The sequence below is a fragment of the Frateuria sp. GZRe12 genome, from assembly GCF_051900535.1.
In the GTDB taxonomy this organism is placed as follows: Bacteria; Pseudomonadota; Gammaproteobacteria; order Xanthomonadales; family Rhodanobacteraceae; genus Frateuria_A.
Window position 1 is genome coordinate 76,940 of sequence record NZ_JBHZGI010000009.1, and the last position, 18,045, is coordinate 94,984.

Sequence of the window (18,045 nt, forward strand, 5' to 3'; positions counted from 1 at the left end):
CCGGTTTTTCACATCGGCGTCGCCGATGCCCTTGTGGCTTCGCAAGTTTCGGCAGGGAGAGACCTACCACCTTGCATCAGCGACCATTCCGCGCGCAGGCAGCGCGCCTTCACACGCATCGGAATCGGGCCGGGATCTTCGCGCGCCAGCCCCTTGTCGAGGACGCGGAATAACTCATCACCGGCCGCGCGGTCGCCCAGCGCCATCGCGACGCGGATCCAGCGCAAGGTGCGCTCCGCGATGCGGTCGCGCGGGTGGTCGAACACGACCGCGCGGTCGCGCAGCGCCGCTTTCAGCCGGGCGTGCGCCTGTTCGCGCATGCCGTCCCCCGCCTCGGCCCAGGCCAGGTTCGCCTCCGCCAGCAGGCGCAGCGGATGATTCGGCCTGAGCGTGTCGCGCCAGGCGTCGAGGAGCGCCTGTTGCATCGCCCTGGCCTCATGCCAGCGGCCCTGGCGCAGGCGGATCTCGGCGCGCCAGATATTGGGCATCTGCGCCTCCACCCCGCCCTCGCCCTGCGTGTGGGCGAACGCCTCGCGTGCGGCGAGCAGGGTCGTCTCCGCGCGTGCATAGTCGCCGGTTTCCACCATCACGCTGCCGAGCGAGTTGTAGGCCCATCCCAACCACGTGCTCTCCGACCCGGCCTTCCGGTACAGCGCCAGCAGCGCCTCGAAATGCTGGCGCGCCTCGTCGAATCGCCCGCTGTTGCGCGCGCCGAGCCCGAGTGCCCAGCGCAGTTCGCCAAGGTATTTGTTGTTTCCGGCGAACGCCGATTGGGCCAGCAGCGGCTGCAGCAGCGCGTGCGCGTCGGCGTAGTGGCCTTGCTCGGTGCGCAGCTGGCCCAGCTTGAGCGAGGCGAGCGGCAGGTCCGACCCCGTGCGGCGGGCGCGCTTCCACGCCGCCATGCACGCCTCCTCGGCGCGCGCGAAATCGCTGGCGATGCGGTGGACGTCGCACAGCGCCGTCTCCACGCGGATCAGCGCCTCCTCGTCGTTGCCGGCGTCCCGATAGAGCGCACGCGCGCGTTCCAGTTCGTCGATGGCCGCGGCGTGCTGGTCGCGCGCGAACAGCACCGTCCCGACCATCGCATGGACCGCCGCCGCTGACGCCGGATCGTCGCCCAGGCGCTGGTCGACGTGGCTCGCTGCGCGTTGCACGGCCGCCAGCAGCGTGATGTCGGGCGCCGCGTCATCGCCGCCGTAGGCATCGCCCTGCCCCAGGATGTCGTGGTTGACGAAGGCGAGCACGGCCCGGTGCTGGCGGGCCTGGTTCTCCGCTTCGCGCAGTGCGCTCTCGGCCCGGAAGTACATCGCCAAGGCGCCCACCAGCCCGATGCCGGCGGCGACCGCCGCGGTCAGCCACAGCCGCCGCCGGCTGCGTTCGTGCTGCAGTGCCTGCTCGCGGCGAGCCGCCATCGCGCGTGCGTGGTCTTCCTGGTCGCGCAGCCCGCGTCGCGATTCCAGCGTGCGAAGGCGCTCCGCCAGCGCGCGCGCATCGAGTTGCCGCCGTTCCGGGTTCGACGCGGCGGCCAGCGCGATGTCCTCGTGCAGCAGCGAATTCTCGACGTCGCTTTCCCAGCCCGGCGCCAGCGGCCGCCGCAGGTTTCCCACGACCATCTGGTACAGCAGCACGCCCAGCGCGAACACGTCGCTGCGCACCGTGGGTTCCTCGCCCGCGATGACTTCGGGCGCCAGATACATGAGGCTGCCGGCGCGCGCCTCGCCGCTGCCCAGAAGCGTAAGGGTCAGTCCAAGTTCGGCCAGGCGCGGCGACAGTGCCGCTTCGCCCGCGCCCAGGTCGGACAGCACCATGCGATGGCGGCCGTCCGCGTCGCGGCACGGATAGAGGTTTTCGGGCTTGAGGTCCTTGTGGATCACGCCGATCTCGTGCAGCCCGGCCACGGTCTCGCAAAGGCTGGCGCACAGCTCCAGGCGCGTGGCCATGTCCAGTTGCGCCAGGCCACCCTGCGCAGCCGCCCAGTCGGCCAGGTTGCCGTGGGGGAAGTACGGCAACTCGACGAAGAACGGCGGCTGGCGAAGGTTCCAGTCCACCACCAGCGCGACGTCGGGCAGGTCCGCCTTGACCGCGCGGATATAGCGGGTCAGCGTGATTTCGCGCTTGAGGCCGTGCACGCCGGCTTCGCCGTTGGCGAACTTGAACGCGTGCGCATCGCCCGAGGGCGAGCGGGCGAGAAAGGTCACGCCGGAACTCCCCACGCCCAGCCGGTGCTCGAGCCGCCAGCCGGACCGGTGCGGCACCGGGTCGCCCTCGCGCAGCCGCATCGCCTCGTCCGGATGCGCCACGAGCGGAGCGCTGGACGGTTGCAATCGCACCGTTGCCGCCAGGCGATAGCCATAACCGTGGACGACGCGGATCGCCTCGCCGTCTGCGGCCAGTGCCTGGCGCAGCCGGCTGACCGCCTTGGCCAGCGAGTTTTCCGAGACGACGCGGCCCGGCCAGCCGACCTCCAGCAACTCGTCCTTGGTGACGATCTCGCCGGCATGGCGAAGCAGGGCCAGCAGCACGTCATAGCTGCTGCGGTCCAGCGGGACCGGCTCGCCGGCGACGTGGAGCTGCGCCGTCGCCTCGTCCAGCACGACCCGGCCGAACCGCCAGGTGCCGGTCCGCAGTCGCCCGTCCGGCGCACCCGCCGCCTCTTCCATCCCCGCTTCCCCCGATGCCCCCGATCGGCCGCCAGCTTCAGGCAGTAACCGCCGACCGGCAAGCGGTTTTCAGAAGGTTTCAGAACTTTTCCCTGCCGAGGAAAGACCCGCAGCGGACAGGAATGGCCCACTTCGGCCCACGTGGCGGGTCCTGCTCGCGGCGAACTGCGCGACGTAAGGGGGGCGCTGGTGTTCCAGGAGATCGACGGGCAAGGCAACAACCCACCGCCGCGTTTGCCGGAACTGCTCCGGCGGGCGCAACGGGACCAGGCCGAGCGCATGGAGCAGATCGCCGCGAAAGCCGGGTTCGGGCGCCAGGCCTATCGGGACTGGCTGGCCCTGGAGGCCGATCTCGACAGCCTTTGCGCGGAAGCGATGGATGCGCTGGCCGGCTGGCACGCCAGCGAACCTGGCCTCCTCGCCACCGCGCAGGCATGGGCGGTCGAATTGCGCGGGATGGCCTGGCTGGCCGCCGTCGACCTGCGCGCGATCGGTGAAGCGCCCTCGCCACCGCCGCCGCTGCTGGAGAAATGGCGCCGTTTCCTCGCCGTCGCCAGCGGATCGCAGCGCGCAGGCGAAGCCCTCGGCGCCATCGCCCTGCATTCGCGCTTGTTCTCCGGAGTGACGGACACGGCGCTGGCGGCCTGGCTCGCCCTGCCGTTTGCACGACCCGCTTCGCACTATCTCACGCGTCGCCGGCAGCCCGAGGCAGCCGCCGTGCAAGCCGCCCGCGACCGCCTGCTCGACGCCTATGCCAGCGCCGCTCTGGCCGCCGGCGCGCAACGCGCGGCGGTCTGGGCGCTCGACGCATTCGCCGCCACCCGATCACAGCCCCGCGGCTGAGCCGCCGCGGCGTTCTTCATGCAATACCAACCGCAGGGGAAGCACATGAAACACTCGAACCGAAACCGCGATCGCAACCGGATGCTGTCGCCGCTGGCGCTGGCCCTGCTCGCCGCGATGTCGGCGCCCGCCTGGGCTGCCGATCCCTCCTGCGTGGACGCCAGCGGCAACGTGATCTCGCCCGCGCCGTCCACCAACCAGGGCGTGGAGGAAAACGAAACCGCCTCCGGCGGCGTCCTGGGACAGAACGCGACCTGCAATCCGCAGGCGTCCGCCTACGGAATGTTCAACAACGCCAGCGCCGCCTACAGCAGCGCATTCGGTTACGGCAACGTGGCGAGGAACAGCTACGGCAGCGCGTTCGGCTATGGGAACACGTCCGCCGGCCAGTACAGCAGCGCGTTCGGGTTCAACAACAACGCTCTGGGCATGTTCAGCAGCGCGCACGGCAACAACAGCCTCGCCAGCGCCGACTACAGCAGTGCGTTCGGCTTCAACAATACCGCCGGCGGCCAGCACGCCAACGCGTTCGGGGAAAACAACAACGCCGCCGGCGGGAACAGCGTCGCCTTCGGCCGCAATAACACCGCGACCAACGGCAGCGACACGGCATTCGGCTTCAACAACACCGCCACCGGGTCGTTTAGCGGCGCGTTCGGCCTGGGCAATACCGCGAGCGGCCTGAACGGTACGGCTTTCGGCGGCGGCAACACGGCCAGCGGCGCGCAAGCCAGCGCGTTCGGTTACGCGAACACCGCCAGTGGCGCCAGCAGCGCCAGCGCGTTCGGTTATGCAAACACCGCCGGCGGCCTGCAAAGCAGCGCCTTCGGCTTCAACAACACGTCGAGCGCGGAGGGCGCCCAGACGTTCGGTTGGCGCAATACCGCCTCGGCGGTCGGCAGCGTCGCCGTCGGCGTGCGCGCGGTCGCTTCGGGCCAGAACAGTCAGGCGATCGGCAACTGGGTCGACGCGGACGGCAACGGCGTGGTCACCATCGACCTGGACCTCGATGGAGACGGCACGAACGAGAGCAGCTCCGAGGTCACGACCGCCTCCGCCAGCTTCGCCACCGCGATCGGCGTCGCGTCGCGCGCCTCGGGGCTGGGCTCCCTCGCGGCGGGCTACGCGAACGTCGCAAGCGGAAAGCAGGCGACCGCAGTCGGCTTGCTCAACACCGCTTCCGGCGACTACAGCAGCGTCTTCGGCAACAGCAATACCGCGTCGACGACCAACTCCGCGGCGATGGGCACGGGCAACGTCGCCAGCGGCACCGAGTCGTTCGCGATCGGCGGCTTCAACGAGGCGTCCAATGCCGGCGCCACTGCCGTGGGCAGCATCAACGTCGCCAGCGGAAGCCGCAGTGTGTCGATCGGTCGCCTGAACATCGCCACGGGCGCGCGCAGCGTCGCGCTGGGAGAACTGGGTCTGGCCGGCGGGGATGGTGCCTTGGTGGTCGGCGGCTGGTACGACCGCGACGGCGACGGTGCGGTGACCCTGGACCTCGACCTGGACGGCGACGGCACGAACGAAGCCAGCAGCGAGGCCAGCGGCGCGACCGGCAAGTATTCCGTGGCGGTCGGCGGCGGCAACCTGGCCGCGGGCGACAGCAGCACCGCGATCGGCGTCGACAGCCGCGCGTTCAACATCGGCAGCACCGCGATCGGGTTCGGCGCCGTGGCCGACCGCGACTACGCGGTCTCCGTCGGCCAGGCCGGCGCAGAGCACCAGATCATCCACCTTGCCGCGGGCACGGCGGATACCGATGCGGTCAACCTGTCGCAGTTGTTGCCGATGATGTCCGCGCTGGGCGGCGGCGCCAGCTATGCGGGCGGAACGTTCACCGCACCGACCTACGCCATCCAGGGAACCAGCTACAACAGCGTGGGCGCGGCGTTCGCGGCGGTCGATTCATGGATGACCACGTCCGGTGCAGGCATCGCCGGCGACAGCGCCTACCAGGTCGCCGTCAACAACGGCTTCGCCGGTACCGAAACCGAATGGCTGGCGTCGCTGGTCGGGCCGCAGGGACCGGCGGGTCCGACCGGCACAACGGGCGCCACCGGCGCACAAGGGCCCGCGGGTGGTACCGGTGCCACGGGAGCGACTGGCGCTACCGGCGCCGAGGGACCGCAGGGCCCGGCGGGCGCCAGCGCCTACCAGGTCGCCGTCGCGGGCGGCTACACCGGTACCGAGGAGGAATGGCTGGCCAGCCTCGGCGGCAGCGGTGGATGCGGGACCCAGGCGATCGCCTGCGGCGACGGCGCGCAGGCATTGGCCGAGGGCGGCGTGGCGGTGGGTCGCAACGCGCAGGCGCAGAGCGAAGGCAGCGTAGCGATCGGCGACGGCGCGATCGCGGCATCGTCGGTGGCGGTCGGTGCAGGCGCGCAGGCGCTGGGAACCAACACCACGGCGGTGGGCGACAACGCACTGGCTTCGGGCAACTTCTCGGCGGCCTACGGCAACAACGCGCAGGCCACCGCCGACAACAGCGTCGCGCTGGGCAATGGCTCGGTGGCGGACGAAGCGAACACCGTGTCCGTCGGCGGATCCGGCAACGAGCGTCGCGTCACCCACGTGGCGGCCGGTACCGCGACCACCGACGCGGCGAACGTCGGACAGGTGGAGGCTGGCGACGCGGCCACGCTGACCGCCTCCAAGGCCTATACCGACACCCGCTTCGCGGGCTGGACCGACGGCCTCGCGCAGTTCGAGCAGCAGATCCAGCGTCGCTTCGCGCAGACCGATGCACGCATCGACCGCACGGGCGCGATGAATGGTGCGATGGCCGCGGCGGCGATGAATACCGCCGGCCTTTCCGGAAGGAACCGGGTTGGCGTGGGTGTCGGCTCGCAGGGCGGCAGGCCCGCGCTCGCGGTGGGCTACCAGCACCTTGTCTCACCGAATGCCAGCGTGTCGCTCGGCGGCGCCTTCTCCGGCAGCGAGCGCAGCGTTTCCGCGGGCGCGGGCTTCAGCTGGTAGCAGCGAGCGTGATCGCCTGCCTCCGGGCAGGCGATCGACTGCCTCACGCGAGGGCCGATGATCGGCGCTTCGACTTAAGCGTTCCTCACGTCCAATCTCCTTCGGACGGGGAATTGGATTCCAACCCTCGGGGCTACTCAAAAGCGCGAGGACGTCGTGCGAGAAAGGGGCCAGACCGGCTCCACTTGCGCAATGCGGATAAGTCCACCGCTGCTTCTTTTCTGCAGCGAGTCACGCGCTGTTTACGTGAAGCACGTTGCCATCCGGATCCTTGAACCAGATGGCAGCGAAGCCGCCCGACGTGTGGACGCCACGGTCGATTCGCATGCCCAACGCGGGATATTCCTCGAGCGTGACGCCCTTGGTACGAAGTGCCTCGGCGATGGCCTCCACATCGCCACCGCCGTTCCACGCAACGGCGTTGCCCGAACCTGGCCGCACGTTCTCGGAACGGTAGACCACAAGCCAGCTGTCGCCCGTGCGGTACCTCAGCACGCCCTCCATGCCCTCGTCGCCCAGTTCGAGGCCGAGGGTGCCGGTATAGAACGCGCGAGCGCGTTCCAGGTCGCTGACCGCCACGATAGCGTTCGACGTCTTGTGCCGGAGCATGGTGCACTCCTCTCATCGCTGGGATGCCACAGCTCCCATAACGTTGCGCGCGTGCCTGTTACAGGGGTGTCACAACCGGACGGGGCAGGCTCACTCCGCTCGGTACGCAGCATCGAAATGGCCGCTATCGAGCGATGCCTGCGGGCAGCTTCCGCACGGCGTTTTTCACAGGCCACACGCAGATACGGGCCTAGGCTCCTATGTCCGGCGCAGGTGTAGGGGGCGCCGCGGTGCGCCGGTCGCCCGAACGAATGACATGACGGCCGCAATGGCCCAGGAGAGTGTCATGAAAGCTGTGTCCCGGAACCGCGCGCTCGCCGCGCTTGCCTGCCTGTTTACCACTGCATTGGCCGCACAACCGTTGGTCGCGGCCGCGCAGAGTTCGCCTGGCACGGTGCTCTTGACGCGCCACAAGTCCGGCATGATCAACGGCAGCAAGTGGCCCATCAGCAGCGCGATCTTCAGCATCCGCGACGATGGCACCGGCCAGCGTCAACTGACCCCCTGGAAACCAGGCATATTCAATCTCCCCAGCCCTACCCCGCGGCCTATCAATGCGTTCTCGCCGAGTGGGCGCTACAGCCTCTACCTCAAGCAGTACTCCGATCTGGCCTACCCGAATCCGACGATCCGGGGCAAATACTTCCTCATGAACGCACAGGGCGAGCGCATCAAGGCCCTGTTCCCCGGCAACGACGATCTGCAACCACCGAGCGAGGGCCCCAGCTACGGTTCGGTCACCTGGGGACCGGCCGGCACCAACGAGATCGCCTATGCCAATTCCGCCGACGATCAACCGCACAAGCATCCGGCCTGCATCCGGCTCATGCATCCGGACGGCAGCGCCGATCACAAGCTTTGGTGCGCGCCCCGCTGGAACTACCGCGCCATCGAGGGCATCCGTTGGTCGGGCGATGGCAGAAGCATGCTGGCCTACGCCGTACTGTCCGATGGCACACACCACTTCGCTGCCGACCTGTTCCTGATCGATACCGCCACCGGCACGGCCACCCTGGTGCAGAAGTACGTCGAGGCGCCCTATAACCAGGGAGGCGTCGGCGACCTGTCCTACGACGGCCACAAGGTGCTCTATCCGGTGCTGGCGAACACGGATGCGCCCGGCCCGTGCGCCGCCGCGACAAACCCGGAGACACCGGTCGTCTGGTGCGTCAAGAACATGCTCACCGGGCAGGTCTCTCCGCTTGTCGATCCCACCAATGTCACGCGGGAGTGGCTGAACCACGCAGCGATCTCGCCGGACGGCTCGCTGGCAATCCTGATGGGTGGAAACATCTCGGATTTCGAGCTCTACGCCTTCAACGCCGACGGCACCGGGATGCACAAGATCACCAGCGCTTGCGTCGACAACTACCGGGTAGGGTCGGAGATGTTCTGGAACCCGGTCCGCTTCTCGCCCGACAGCAAGCTGTTGCTCGCCAATTGCGACTTCGATGCGTTCCAGTACCCGCCCCCGCCCGGGACGGGAACGCACAAGGTCTACGTGATCGACCCTGTCACTGGCAACGCCCGCTTCGTGAGCTACGGCGATGCGTATGACTGGCACGTTCCCTCGATGTGATCGGAAGTGACGTGGGTTGGCGTCGGCTTTCAGAGTCCACCGCCGACCCACGGTTTTCGGTTCCCTCAAAGAAGCGGCAGCGTCATTACTGTCCCGAATCGTCTGGAAGGCGATCAGCCGCCGAACTCTTTCGGAATCGGCAGGCCCGGGCGCTCGCCCTGCCAGTAGATGGTCACGATCCACCAGCGATGGCCGTCGAACAGCAGCTGGATGCTGTTGATGCCGCGCTGGAACGGCTTGTCGGCCGCCGCATGGCGCGTTTCGTAAGTGCTGAACACCTGTGCGATGTTGCCGAAGCGCTGCACCGTGCGGTGCACCTCGTCTTCGAAAAAGCCGATCTCCTTGAGCTTCGGATCGCCCAGGCGGATGTACTCATCGACGCCCAGCACCCGCGTCGTGGTGACGCCGCCGTCGCTGGTGTGCGTGGGAATCATCCGCGCGCCTGGCGCGAACAACGAACGCAGGCGATTCCAGTCGCGTTGGTGGCCCCTTGGCCCCGAAATCGTGTCGTAGGCCGCCTTCAATATCGCGTCGATCGAGGCCACGTCCGCCGGTCGCGCGGCCGGCGTGGCCTGTGTCCCGGCAGTGGTGGTGCCGGATGCCGGGGCGCTGGATGCCGCGGCGTTTTGGGCGGCGGCCCCCAGAGGGAACGACACGGCAAGCGCCAGCGCGCACGGCAGAAACAACTTGCGGGACGAGACCAGGTTCATACGCGTTCTCCAGTGGGAGTCGGGGTGGGTGGATCAGCAAAGTTCCAGCGGCGCACGACCTCTTCGCGGGCAATGGGAAGCGAGGTCGCAGTCGAGTTCCCACGTTGGCTGCGACCTCGATCACTCGCCTCCCTAAGACAGTGGCCAGCCTGATTCCTGCCTCGGAACGAGCTCTACGGTAAATCGTGCGGCGCTGGCTGACACCCCCCTGCCTGGGTGCTCTCCGGCCCGTGCGTGATGCGGTTCCCAACCGCTCGGGCGTGCCTGCAGGGCCAACCGGCACTTTCTGCCAACGGCGTCAAGGATTCGTCACAGCTGCCTTCTGTCGAGCTTGCTCAGGCATGTGACGATCGCGCATTTTTGTCGTGAGCTTCGCGTGACGAAGTCTTTTCCCGACAAAGACCCGAGACCTGCCTAAAAATGAACGTTTCCCTTAAGAACCATAAGCTTGCGGCGGCTGCTCGCACCTCCGTCACCTCGAAGCGCCTCGTGAAGAAGCCGTTGATGCTGGCGTTCGCCGCACTGGCCCTCTCCGCGGTCGCCGCGCCCTCGTTCGCCGCCGACTGGTGGACTGCCATGCCCAAGCCGGTCATCGGGCAGACCGCGACCGTCGACGTGCGCACCACCGGCGCCCTGGGCAACGGCGTGCATGACGACACTGCCGCCATCCAGGCCGCGATCAACGCACTGCCGACCAGCGGCGGCACCGTCACCATCCCGGCCGGCCACTACATGGTCAACGCCACCAAGCCCATCAAGCTGCGCTCGCACACCAGCGTGGTGATGGATCCGCTGGCGACCCTGGAAGTGATCCCGACCAGCAACAGCCGCTACATGGTTTTCCAGGTCTACAACGTGACCGACGTGAGCATCTCCGGCGGCAACCTGGTCGGTGACCGCGCCAAGCACATCGGCGACACCGGCGAGTGGGGCTACGGCATCAACATCACGGCCGCGACCAACGTGCTCGTGCAGAAGGTCAACCTCTCCAACTTCTGGGGCGACGGCGTGTGGATCGGCGCCAAGGACGTCAACAAGGTCCACGTGCGCTCCGACTACGTGACCGTCGACGGCGTCGTGTCGAGCAACAACCGCCGCCAGGGCCTGTCGATCGGCCCGTCGCAGCACGTCTACATCGTCAACAGCACCTTCCAGGGCACCAACGGCACGCTGCCGGAAGCGGGCATCGACATCGAGCCGATGACCGAAGGCCAGACCAATGCCGTCCGTCTGGAGAACAACACGTTCGCCAACAATCACGGCAACGGCATCGAGCTGCACACCAACATTTCCGACATCGCGATCGTCGGCAACACGCTGAAGGGCAACTACGGCTTCGGCGCGATGGGCATCGGCGCCGGCTACGTGACGTTCACCGGCAACTACGCGACCCAGAACGGCCTGGCGGGCGTGCGTCCGAGCGGCAAGTCGCACGACTGGCTGATCACCGGCAACACGCTCAAGTACAACAGCACCCGCTACATGTCCGCGACCAAGGAAGGCGGTTCGCTCAGCCGCGACATCCAGTTCAGCAAGGGCTGCTACAACATCACCGTGTACAGCAACTTCTACTCGAACACGAAGTACAACACCTACACCCGTTAAGCCTCACCGACTGGGTCCTCCCCGGGGCAGCCTCATGGCTGCCCTTTTTTTTGCGCTCGGGGATAACGCGCATACTTGCTTGACCAGGCATCTGCATCGTCTTGCGCGCCTGGAACCCACGGGAAAGCCACTGCACGCCAGGGCTTAGGGAGGCATACCACCATGCTTGACCCAAATTCGACGATCCTGCGGACCGCCATGGGCATCGCTATCGCTCCCGTCGTTGCCATCGTCCTGTATGGAACCGCTCGGCTTATTGCCATGGCGGTGGCCAAGTGGATGCCGGAGTCGGCCTTGAAGCGCCGGCTGCTCACGGACACGGAAACCGGACGGCTGGCCTACAAGGCCCGGCCCCGGAATCCGCAGCACCGCGACAAGACCTTGGACAGATAAACGAACCGACCAGCGCGAAGCTCACCTTCGCACACAAGGGAAGTGGACCTGATCCACGTGTCGGTTTGTTTGTCTCGCCCCGTTGTTGTTTCTTCGTCCAGCCGCGGCCTTGCATCGGGAGCAGCTACATCGGAGGCATCGCTGCAGGCGTCCCATCCGACCAGGTGGCGACGCCGACCAGCAGGACCGACAGCGGCGGCAGGCTGGCAGCATCGGCCTGGTGATCGGGCGTGTAGTACCAGTAGTTCCCGCCGAAAACAGGCGAGCCCGACGCGTTGGCACCCCAGTCAGCGCCGTCCTTCGATGGCACGTAGAACATGACGTGCGCCATGTCGTGGCCGCCGTCGTCGGAAAGATAGGACGACTTCGACATCATGTAGCACATGGCCCCTGCCCCCAGCGGCGGGATTTCCCGGGTGCGAAGGGCGACCTTGATGCGCTCGGCAATGTCGGCGTCGGAACGACCGGCGAGCGTCATCGCCGTGCGAAGCCGGGCGATCGGCGTCACGCTGCGGGCGGCCTGGGGGTTGTCGCATCCCGCGGCGCGGATCTTCGGGTTCCATCGCTCGGGCCAGTCCGGAGCACCGCTGAAACCGCGGGCGACCCAGCAGACGAATCCGTTGGTGCCAGTGACCGCCGCTTCATAGCCGGTGGGCGTCAGCACCAGGACCGTCGCGTCTTTGGAGATGGAAACGGGTGCGGCGCTCCTGGCAAGCGCGATTTCATCGCCACGCTCCATCAGGTAGGCCTTGACGGGCGCCATGCGGGGGTAGGACCCGGCCGCCTGCGCACCGGCGCCGACCAGCGCGAAGGCGACCAGCGCGACGCAAGCGATGCGCCTGGCAGCAACCCCTCCCGTGGCCGCCCGGCCCTCGAGCCTCCGAACGGTCGGGCGGGAGCCGCATGCCCCGCTTGTAGACATCCTTGCGATCGTCGTCATGAACATTGCGTTGCTCTCTAGGTGGCGCCGGTGGCGGGCTTGAAATCGCGGTCATGGTCGCGCGGCATCTCGACCATGCATCGGAACGACGAAGCGGATCGTCCGAAATCGACATCCACCGGAATGGTTGGATGCAGGAACACAAAAAGCGGCGCGCTGCACCCGCTCTGTCCCGTTTTGCATCCGGTCGGGCCGTCACGCCACCACGGCATCCCGACACTAAGATGTTTTTCTGGTGATCCGGATAAGGGAACGTACCGATGATGAAGCTCGCAACCGGGGTGTTTCTGGCCGCCCTGCTGACAAGCGCCGTCCATGCGCAGACCAACGCGGGGGAGCAGAAAGCCGATCCCGGCCTGCCCTTCACCATGACGAAGGTGGCGAGCTTCGACCTGCCCTGGCGCATCGCGTTCCTGCCCGATGGCCGCATGCTGGTGACCGAGAAGGTCGGCCGCGTCGACCTGGTTACCCCGCAAGGCGCCAAGACCGAAATCGCCGGCGTCCCGCCGAGCTACGTCGAAGGCCAGAACGGCATGCTGGGCGTCTTCCTCTCGCCCCATTACGCCACCGACCACAACGTCTACCTCACCTATGTCGCCCCGGGCGAGTATGGCGGCGGACTGACGCTGGGCCGCGGGCAGCTCGTGCTGGATGGCAAGCAACCACGGCTCGACGGCTACAAGGTGCTGTGGCGCCAGATGCCGACCGGCAAGGGCGGCCAGGCTGGCGCCCAGATTGCCTTCTCGCCTGACGGCAAATATCTCTTCCTCACGGTGGGCGACCGCCAGCGCTTCACACCCGCGCAGGATCCCAACCAGCCGGAAGGCAAGATCCTCCGGCTGACGCTGGACGGCAAACCTGCGCCGGGCAATCCGTGGGCAGGCAAGGTCGGCGCCCGCACCATTGCGCTGATCGACCCGGCAGAGGACACCGAGAAAGCCAAGACCGCGCCGGTCGTCAGCACCTATACGTTCCCCGGGCCCAACCTGACGCCGGCCGAAACCTGGGCCACCGGCGTGCGCACACCGTATGGCCTCGCCTTCGCACCCGACGGCCGACTGTGGGAAGTCGAACATGGCCCGCGCGGCGGCGACGAGTTGAACCTGATCCAACGTGGCAAGAACTACGGCTGGCCGCTGGTCTCCTATGGCGTCAACTACAACGGCGTGCCCATCCCCAGCCCCGGTACGCGCCCCGACCTCGCCAAGCCGGTGATCTACTGGGTGCCGGTGATCGCACCGGGCAATCTGATGTTCTACAAGGGCAGCGCTTTTCCGCACTGGAAGGGCAGCGCCCTGATCAGCGGCCTTGCCGCCGAAACCATCGTCCGGGTCACGTTCGACGGCAAGGGCGGCGCGACCGCGGTCCAGCGCTGGGACATCGGCAAACGCGTCCGCGATATCGAAGAAGCCCCGGACGGTTCGCTCTGGATGCTGGAAGATGCCGCGCCGGGCGGCCTGTACCACCTCATGCCCAAATAGGATCCCGCAAATCGGTCGTTTGGAAGGACTGGGTCAACGTCCACTCCAGACAAAAAGGTCTCGCGAAAAAAAGCAAAAAGCGAGCAGGTTCATTCACCCCCACGGGAAAAATGGACCCGCCCCTCTTATGGCTGTGCCGTGAGGCTCAGGCCCGCCGACGACGCCCGGCTGAACCCGTTTCTCTTCGATCGGCTTGGCCGTCAAACCTGCGCCTGGCCTCCATCGACGAACAGCTCCACGCCGGTGATGTAGCTGGCCTCGTCCGAGGCGAGGAAGGACACGGCACTGGCCACCTCCTCCGGCTTTCCACTACGCCCCAGCGGCGTGACGGACGCGGTGTGCACCTCGAACTGCGCGATCTGTTCGTCGCTCATGCCCAGCTCGTTCTTGTAACCCGGCGTGACCACGACGCCGGGCGCCACGATGTTCACGCGGATGCCGCTGCCCTTGAGGTCCGAGGCCCAGGTGCGGGTGAACGAGCGCAAGGCCGCCTTGGTGGCGGCGTACACGCCAAACGCCGGCACGCCCTGCGTCGACACCATCGACCCGGTGATGACGATCGCCGCGCCGGGCTTCATCAGCGGCAGCGCCTTCTGCACGGTGAACAGCGTGCCCTTGACGTTGATGTTGAAGTACTTGTCGAACTGCGCCTCGGTGATCGCGCCCAGCGGGGCGAATTCGCCGCCGCCGGCGTTGGCGAACAGGATGTCCAGCCGGCCGTGGCGCTCGCCGATGGTGGCGAAGATGCGATCCAGGTCCGCGGCCACGGCAATGTCGCCGCGGATCGGAATGGCCTTCTCGCCGATGGTCGTCGCCGCGGCATCCAGTTCGGCCTGACGGCGGCCGGTGATGTACACGGCCTCTGCGCCTTCCTGCACCAGCCGCCGAGCGGTGGCCAGGCCCAGGCCCGAGCTACCGCCGGTGACCAGGGCGATCTTGCCGGCGTGGCGCGTGCTGTGGATGGAGGTCGGGGTATTCATGGGCTGTCTCCGAGGGCGACCAGGTGTCGCCGTTAGGGGAGCAGCCTATTCCCTCATGATCGAGGGATAAATCCATCTTCCGTGGTTTCTTTATTTCCACCGGTGGATAATCAAATCGTCTCCTCGGAGCCGCGTCGATGGACCACCTGCAAGCCATCCGGGCCTTCGCCCGCGTCGTGGAAACCGGCAGCTTCGTGCGCGCGGCGCAGACCTTGCAGATGCCAACCGCCACGGTCAGCAAGGCGATCCAGTCACTCGAGCGGCACCTCAAGATCAAACTGCTTGAGCGCACGACCCGGCGTGTCAGCGTGACCGAGGATGGCGCCGCCTACTACGAGCGCATCCGGCTGGTACTGGAAGAGCTGGCCGACGTCGAGGCGACGCTGGGGCGCGCCCGCAGCAATCCGCGCGGCCGCCTGCGGGTGGACACCGGCGGCTCGGTCGCCAGCGGCATCCTGATCCCTGCCCTGCCGCGTTTCCGCTCCGCCTACCCCGACATCGAACTGCAACTGGGCGTCACCGATCGCACGGTCGACCTGATCGGCGAGAACATCGATTGCGCCATCCGCAACAGCGCCACCGACCCCGCGCTGATCGCCCGCCGCATTGGCGCCCTGCCTTGGACCACCTGCGCCAGCCCCGCCTATCTCGCCCGCCATGGCACCCCCGAGCGGCCCGAGCAGTTGGCGGAGGGCGGCCACGTCGTTGCCGGTTATTTCTCCGCACGCACCGGCCGCAACCAGCCGCTGCATTTCCTGGATAAGGGCAAGCCGTTGCAGATCGAGCCGCCGACGCCGATCAGTGTCAACGAGAGCAACGCGCACGTCACCGTCGCTCTGGCCGGGCTGGGCGTGATCCACACGCTGGACTTCATGGTTCGCCCGGCGATCGAGCGCGGCATGCTCGTCCCGGTTCTCGAACGGTGGCGGCCGGCGCCGCAGGAGGTCTACATCGTCTACCCGCCCAGCCGCCAGCTCAGCACCAAGGTGCGGGTGTTCGTCGAGTGGACGATGGAACTGTTCGCTGAGCTCGACCGGAGCGCGACAGCCGCTTCCCAGTGGGCTGGCGGGCCCCGGAGCAGCCCGGAAATGCGGGGCCAGGTTCACTTCCGAGCGCTAGATACGAGAACCTGAGCCCGTTGTTGTTTCACCCCGTTTTGTTTCGTGGCTACCGGTGAGCCAGCCCCGCTTTTGGTGCAGCTGTCGGCACGGTGGCTGGCTTGGCCGGTTGTATGTCCCCGGAAGCGTACTGCCCAACCTGCAGGGTGAACCGTGCTTTTTGTCCGGACGGCATCGCCGCAGGATCGGCGTACACCTGGATCGCATAATTCGTCGCTTCCGCAACCGATTCGGACCAGGTGTTCGCCCCGGTCGCGCTCGTGTCGACCAGCTTTTTGTCATGGGTCTGGTCGCTCACGCGGAAGTGCAATTCGGGATTGCTCGAGACGAGATTGACCTTGATTGTCATGCCGGCCGCGATGGCAACGGTGAAGTTGTAAACAGGAGCCCCGGCATCCAGGACCCCATCCCGTTGCGCCCACGGCTCGCCAGGCTCGAACGTCACTGCGGTCGCCGGCGACTGCAAGTCTTCGGCGCCGTACTGCCCGATCTGCAACGCGAATTTCGCAGTGTTGTCGAACTTCAACGCGGCAGAATCGATATAGACCCGAATCGCATAGGTGGTGGCCGTCGCGTTCGGTGTAGACCAGGTGGACTCACCTGTCTTGCGCGTATCCAGCACCACCTTGCCGTCGCTCTGATCCGTCACCTTGAAAAACACGTTGGGATTGCGGCTCAGGAGGTTGAGCTGCAACGTCTTGCCCGCCGCGACCGCCACCGTGTAATCCAGCGAGTCGTCCGAACGGGTGAGGTTGCCGACTTCCTGCGCCCAGACACTGTTTGCCGGAAAGGTGACTGCAATCGGCATATCGGCGAACGTGGGCAGCGACATGCAGGCAGCGGCCAGGCCGACACTCACGGAAAGGACGCGGTGGAGAAAGTAGGGACGTGGCATGTGGGAATTTCCCGTGGTTTGATTTCGCATTTTGAACGTTTAGACGATCCCGCCCTGCATCGGCGCAGCCGCGCCGACGCTACCTTCCCTGTGCATGACCATCCTAATCCCTGATCAGCGCCGTGTGCGGACCATACGCCTACTTCGCGCAACTCGCCATATCCATCAAAGAAGTCGGGCTATTTGCCGGATCCCGGGTCAGAGTCGACTTGAAAAGTGCGCTCTGACCACTGTTTTGTGTGAAATCGATTCGGTTGCCACAAGAAACGGCTCCGACCCACTTATTCCTTATTCGGATCTGGTCCAGTTAACGGGCTCTGACCCCCATATTTCGGTTTTGTTATTGCCTAAAGTAAATAGCACCTGACCTCTTTCATCAATTGGGACGGAGGCAATTATTGCGATTTAATTGCCTCCGTCCCCTTTTTTCGTCGGCATCACTGGATTGCTGCTGCTCTTGCTGGTGCTGTACGGCGCCGTCAGCATGGTCGGGGCTTCCAGATCGATGAGACAGGTGCCAGACGGCAAGGCCACCATTGGGCGGCTTGACCGGCCGGATCAGCATGAGGTTGCACTGAAACTGGGTCGCTTCGCAGCGATCCCGGGCACGTCCATGCTTTATGCGCAACTGGGCAGCGAAGGGCCGCAGGTGGGCTCGCTCAGCTCGAGCTATACGCCTCCGGACCTGCGCAATCTGCTCTTCTTCGACACCGCTTCCCGCCGGGCACACTGGCTGCTCGACGACAATGCGCAATCCCTCGCCGCCCTGTCGGTTGTCGGCGAACCCGATCCCCTTCGAACTCACGGTTCGTCGTCGGACTCTCGAGCGCTGGGCCTGCTTTTCCTCTCTCGCCCGGCTGAAACGGACAACAAGGGCGACGCTACCTGGGACATTCGCCTCGCCTCTGTCGACGGCCACCAGCTCAAGACGCTCGCCAACGGCGTCAACACCTTGCTCGACCATCAGCTGACGAACGACCACGCCTTGCTCGTGTTCTATGCCAAGCGGGGCGTGGTCCATGTGCTGGACGTCGACCCGGTAACCCGCGAGCTGCGATCGGACCAGACGCTGCCGGCGCATAACTGAGAATAGAAAAAACGGCTCCAACAAAAAAAAGGGGACGGAGTGGGCTGGTCCCGCTCTCTCGGACACCACAAAGCGAGGACAATCCTCGCACGGAGGTGTTCGATGGAGAAACGGCAGCGATTTACTGCTCAGTTCAAGCGTGAGGCGATCCAGTTGATGCGCCGGT

At 66.5% G+C, this 18,045-nt stretch carries 14 protein-coding genes; 8 read left to right on the top strand and 6 right to left on the bottom strand.

Annotated features, from left to right (window positions below):
• Positions 1 to 8 precede the first annotated feature (8 nt).
• On the bottom strand, positions 9 to 2,660 hold the full coding sequence (locus ACFWZ4_RS16285) for a tetratricopeptide repeat protein (protein WP_439705712.1): 2,652 nt from the start codon (positions 2,658 to 2,660) through the stop codon (positions 9 to 11).
• Between the two features lie 189 nt (positions 2,661 to 2,849).
• Between ACFWZ4_RS16285 and ACFWZ4_RS16290 the strand changes: the two genes are divergently transcribed.
• Positions 2,850 to 3,503: a hypothetical protein gene (locus ACFWZ4_RS16290; RefSeq protein ID WP_439705713.1), complete on the top strand. Its 654-nt coding sequence runs from the start codon at positions 2,850 to 2,852 to the stop codon at positions 3,501 to 3,503.
• A 45-nt stretch (positions 3,504 to 3,548) separates the two neighbouring features.
• Complete coding sequence (locus ACFWZ4_RS16295) at positions 3,549 to 6,482, top strand: hypothetical protein (RefSeq protein ID WP_439705714.1); 2,934 nt, start codon at positions 3,549 to 3,551, stop codon at positions 6,480 to 6,482.
• A gap of 231 nt (positions 6,483 to 6,713) precedes the next feature.
• On the opposite strand, the gene ACFWZ4_RS16300 is transcribed toward ACFWZ4_RS16295, so the two are convergent.
• Complete coding sequence (locus tag ACFWZ4_RS16300) at positions 6,714 to 7,091, bottom strand: VOC family protein (RefSeq protein ID WP_439705715.1); 378 nt, start codon at positions 7,089 to 7,091, stop codon at positions 6,714 to 6,716.
• 286 nt (positions 7,092 to 7,377) lie between these two features.
• Here ACFWZ4_RS16300 and ACFWZ4_RS16305 point away from each other — a divergent pair, with 286 nt between their 5' ends.
• The gene (locus ACFWZ4_RS16305) at positions 7,378 to 8,670 is read left to right on the top strand and encodes a hypothetical protein (protein WP_439705716.1); all 1,293 of its coding nucleotides are present in this window, start codon (positions 7,378 to 7,380) and stop codon (positions 8,668 to 8,670) included.
• Between the two features lie 113 nt (positions 8,671 to 8,783).
• Here the strand turns inward: ACFWZ4_RS16305 and ACFWZ4_RS16310 are convergent, their stop codons facing one another.
• Positions 8,784 to 9,380 carry a nuclear transport factor 2 family protein gene (locus ACFWZ4_RS16310; protein ID WP_439705717.1) on the bottom strand — a complete coding sequence of 199 codons (597 nt, stop codon included), beginning with the start codon at positions 9,378 to 9,380 and terminating at the stop codon, positions 8,784 to 8,786.
• Between the two features lie 489 nt (positions 9,381 to 9,869).
• Between ACFWZ4_RS16310 and ACFWZ4_RS16315 the strand changes: the two genes are divergently transcribed.
• Both ACFWZ4_RS16315 and ACFWZ4_RS16320 read left to right on the top strand, forming a co-directional pair.
• On the top strand, positions 9,870 to 10,985 hold the full coding sequence (locus ACFWZ4_RS16315; protein ID WP_439705718.1) for a right-handed parallel beta-helix repeat-containing protein: 1,116 nt from the start codon (positions 9,870 to 9,872) through the stop codon (positions 10,983 to 10,985).
• 162 nt (positions 10,986 to 11,147) lie between these two features.
• On the top strand, positions 11,148 to 11,378 hold the full coding sequence (locus ACFWZ4_RS16320; protein WP_439705719.1) for a hypothetical protein: 231 nt from the start codon (positions 11,148 to 11,150) through the stop codon (positions 11,376 to 11,378).
• Positions 11,379 to 11,502: 124 nt separating this feature from the next.
• Here the strand turns inward: ACFWZ4_RS16320 and ACFWZ4_RS16325 are convergent, their stop codons facing one another.
• Positions 11,503 to 12,318, bottom strand: a complete 816-nt coding sequence (locus tag ACFWZ4_RS16325) for a hypothetical protein (protein WP_439705720.1) — start codon at positions 12,316 to 12,318, stop codon at positions 11,503 to 11,505.
• Positions 12,319 to 12,578: 260 nt separating this feature from the next.
• Between ACFWZ4_RS16325 and ACFWZ4_RS16330 the strand changes: the two genes are divergently transcribed.
• Positions 12,579 to 13,799 carry a PQQ-dependent sugar dehydrogenase gene (locus ACFWZ4_RS16330; protein ID WP_439705721.1) on the top strand — a complete coding sequence of 407 codons (1,221 nt, stop codon included), beginning with the start codon at positions 12,579 to 12,581 and terminating at the stop codon, positions 13,797 to 13,799.
• Between the two features lie 200 nt (positions 13,800 to 13,999).
• On the opposite strand, the gene ACFWZ4_RS16335 is transcribed toward ACFWZ4_RS16330, so the two are convergent.
• Positions 14,000 to 14,779: an SDR family NAD(P)-dependent oxidoreductase gene (locus tag ACFWZ4_RS16335; RefSeq protein ID WP_439705722.1), complete on the bottom strand. Its 780-nt coding sequence runs from the start codon at positions 14,777 to 14,779 to the stop codon at positions 14,000 to 14,002.
• A gap of 137 nt (positions 14,780 to 14,916) precedes the next feature.
• On the opposite strand from ACFWZ4_RS16335, the gene ACFWZ4_RS16340 reads away from it, so the two are divergent.
• On the top strand, positions 14,917 to 15,912 hold the full coding sequence (locus tag ACFWZ4_RS16340) for a LysR substrate-binding domain-containing protein (RefSeq protein WP_439705723.1): 996 nt from the start codon (positions 14,917 to 14,919) through the stop codon (positions 15,910 to 15,912).
• A gap of 34 nt (positions 15,913 to 15,946) precedes the next feature.
• On the opposite strand, the gene ACFWZ4_RS16345 is transcribed toward ACFWZ4_RS16340, so the two are convergent.
• Entirely contained in the window at positions 15,947 to 16,792 is an 846-nt protein-coding gene (locus tag ACFWZ4_RS16345; RefSeq protein ID WP_439705724.1) for a hypothetical protein, read from the bottom strand.
• A 445-nt stretch (positions 16,793 to 17,237) separates the two neighbouring features.
• Here ACFWZ4_RS16345 and ACFWZ4_RS16350 point away from each other — a divergent pair, with 445 nt between their 5' ends.
• The gene (locus tag ACFWZ4_RS16350) at positions 17,238 to 17,879 is read left to right on the top strand and encodes a hypothetical protein (protein WP_439705725.1); all 642 of its coding nucleotides are present in this window, start codon (positions 17,238 to 17,240) and stop codon (positions 17,877 to 17,879) included.
• Positions 17,880 to 18,045: the final 166 nt, after the last annotated feature.